This is a genomic window from Streptomyces sp. NPDC021212, from assembly GCF_044332925.1.
Taxonomy (GTDB): Bacteria; Actinomycetota; Actinomycetes; order Streptomycetales; family Streptomycetaceae; genus Streptomyces.
Genome location: NZ_JBIRPZ010000043.1, coordinates 1 through 1520, shown reverse-complemented (window position 1 = coordinate 1520; position 1520 = coordinate 1). Strand labels below are relative to the sequence as shown.

The following is a 1520-nucleotide window of genomic DNA, read 5'->3' as shown; positions in this document are numbered from 1 at the left end:
GAGCATCCGTTGCTGGGTGCGGCGGTGTCGTTGGCCGACTCGGACGGTGTGGTGTTCTCCGGTCGCCTGTCGGCGGGCTCGCATCCGTGGCTGGCCGACCACGTGGTGATGGGTCGCGTTCTGGTGCCCGGTACGGCGTTCGTGGAGCTGGCGATCCGGGCCGGTGACGAGGTCGAGTGTGACCGCGTCGAGGAGCTGACGCTTGCCGCACCTCTGGTGCTGCCGGAGCAGGGCGCGGTGCAGATTCAGGTGTTCGTCGGTGAACCTGACGACTCTGGCCACCGTTCGGTGAAGATCTTCTCCCGGCCGGATGACTCCGATGAACAGCCGTGGGTCCAGCACGCCACGGGCGTCCTCGCGGCGGCGGACGAGCTGCCCGGCGTTGGGTTCGATGCCGCGGTGTGGCCGCCGGTGGGCGCCGAGCCGGTCGATCTGGACGACTTTTATGAGAACCGGGCCGAGGCCGGCTTTGAGTACGGCTCGGTGTTTCGGGGGCTGACGGCTGCTTGGCGGCGCGGTGATGCGGTGTTTGCCGAGGTTGCGCTGCCAGAAGAGGTTGCGCCCGGTGGGTTTGGTGTGCATCCCGCTCTGCTGGACGCGGTATTGCACGCGGCGGTGTTTGCAGGTGGCGACGAGGGCGCCGAGAACGGGGTGCTGCCGTTTTCCTGGGAGGGTGTGTCGTTGTTCGCCTCGGGGGCGACGACGGTGCGTGCTCGGTTGTCGTACGGCGGGCGGGAAGCGATCAGCATCGCGGTCTCGGATACGGCAGGCGCGCCGGTCGCTTCGGTGGACGGTCTTCTGGTCCGCCCGGTAACGGCCGCACAGTTCGGTGATGGCCAGATGGTCGGCCGGGATTCGTTGTTCCGGGTGGAGTGGATCCCGGTGGCTGAGGGGACGGACGCTGGGCCGTCGGTGGTTGCGGTGGTCGGTCCGGACGGCGGTCTGAGTGGCGGATTGCGGGATGCGGGGATCTCGGTAGTGGGGTGCGCGGATCTGGCCGCGTTGGCTGTGGCTGAGGCCCCGGTGCCGGATGTGGTGTTGGCCGAGGTGGAGGTGGAGCGGCCCGGTGACGGGGTGGTGGATTCCGCCCACGCCACGGTGGCGCAGGCCCTGGGCCTTGTCCAGGGGTGGTTGGAGGAGGAGCGGTTCGCAGCGTCTCGTCTGGTCGTGGTGGCACGTGGTGCTGTCAACGATCTGGCGGCGGCCTCGGTATGGGGTTTGCTGCGGTCGGCACAGTCGGAGCATCCGGACCGGATCACACTGCTGGACCTTGGTGACGGTGCCGTGTCCGGGGCGGTGTTGTCGCGCGCGTTGGCGCAGCCCGAGCCGGAGCTGATGGTTGGTGATGAGGAGGTCTTGGCCCCCCGGCTGACGCGGATACCCGTTCCAGAGTTGCCTGCGGCGTCATGGGAGCCGTGCGGCACGGTGTTGGTCACGGGTGGTACGGGTGGTCTGGGTGCGGTGGTGGCGCGGCACCTGGTGGCCGAGCACGGCGTACGGGACCTGCTCCTGCTGTCCCG

At 69.1% G+C, this 1520-nt stretch carries 1 protein-coding gene; it reads left to right on the top strand.

Going from position 1 to position 1520, the window contains the following annotated elements; all coding sequences use genetic code 11:
• Positions 1-1520: polyketide synthase dehydratase domain-containing protein (locus ACH4SI_RS42065; protein ID WP_398306382.1), on the top strand; the 1520-nt coding region annotated here is incomplete at both ends.